This is a genomic window from Sphingomonas sp. IW22 (genome assembly GCF_041321155.1).
Taxonomy (GTDB): Bacteria; Pseudomonadota; Alphaproteobacteria; order Sphingomonadales; family Sphingomonadaceae; genus Sphingomonas.
In genome coordinates, this window is the sequence record NZ_JBGGWB010000038.1 from 1 (window position 1) to 1282 (window position 1282).

Genomic DNA, 1282 nt, shown 5'->3' on the forward strand with positions numbered 1-1282 from the left:
ATATCAGGTGTCCAATAAAGTTATTGCCGTTTTTTATAAAACAAAGTAAAAGTCTATATTTTTTATTTTACATATATTTATTCATCAAAATAATGTCCATCACATTGTATCACTTTGTCCCAACGGTTTTGCAACTTGGTAATGCCATCTTTATAGAATTCCACAGGTTTACTGCTGAAGAAAGTGGACACTTCCGATTTTAGTTCCGTTTCATTTTTGAACGTCATTTTCTTTAGAGCATTATCAAGATGGAAAAACAAATGGAAATCTGTTGGCGAGAGATCTGGTGAATATGGTGGATGGCACATGATCTCCCAACCAAGTTGCGTTATCTTGTTAATAGTTTGTCTTGCCACATGCGGTCGTGCATTGTCCTGAAGAAAAAGAACCTTCTTTCTGTTTACTATTGCCGGCTGTTTTTCCAATAATTTTTCATGTACTCTTTCTAATTGATCGCAATAGATGTTTGAGTTAATGGTTTCTTTCATTTTTAGATACTCGTGATGAATGATTCCTCCACAAGTCCACCAAACACACAGTAAGATCTTTTTACTGAATAGTCCAGCCTTTGGAACTTGTGGCAAGGCATCCGTGGGAGATAACCAATGATGTCTTCTCTTTGGATTAGTATACATTAACCACTTTTCGTCGCAAGTCAATATTCGATCGAAGAAAGGCTCTATTTTCAGCCTACTGATATGAGAATAACACATTGTTAGTCGTTGTAATCTGTTCTCGGATGTTAAAGCATGTGGAACCCATTTGCTTATTTTCCATCTCTTTCCGATCTGATGTAAATGCTTTCTTATTGTTTCCTGATTGGTATTAAATGTCAATCCAAGTTCTTGACATGTCAGACTAGAATCTGACTCAATTGCCTTCTTCAATTCGTCATTACTTATGGAATCTGGTCTCCCAGATCTGGGTTCATCCTCCAGAGTCTCATCACCCGATCTAAACTTTTGGAACCAATTACGAGCATTTCGTTCCTTTACTGAGTCTTCTCCAAATGCTAAACAGATTTTTCTACATGCTTCTGAGGCATTAGATCCAAGCTTAAATTCATATAGTAAACAGGAACGAATTATTACTTTTCTGTCGACCATTTTAACTATTAAAATTTATTAAAAAGTCAATTATAATATTTTAAATATAAACTAACATAATTGATTTAAAGTAATAAAGTTAAACAAATTGTTTAAGTACAGTAAAAATTAATAAATTATTTGATGAAAAATAAATTACAAAATCGGCAATAACTTTATTGGACACCTGATATATT

The 1282-nt window shown here is 33.5% G+C and carries 1 protein-coding gene; it reads right to left on the bottom strand.

Annotated features, from left to right (window positions below):
* Positions 1-77: 77 nt before the first annotated feature.
* Positions 78-1106, bottom strand: coding sequence for a hypothetical protein (locus tag ACAX61_RS19570; protein ID WP_370716212.1), 1029 nt, complete (start codon positions 1104-1106; stop codon positions 78-80).
* Positions 1107-1282 lie beyond the last annotated feature (176 nt).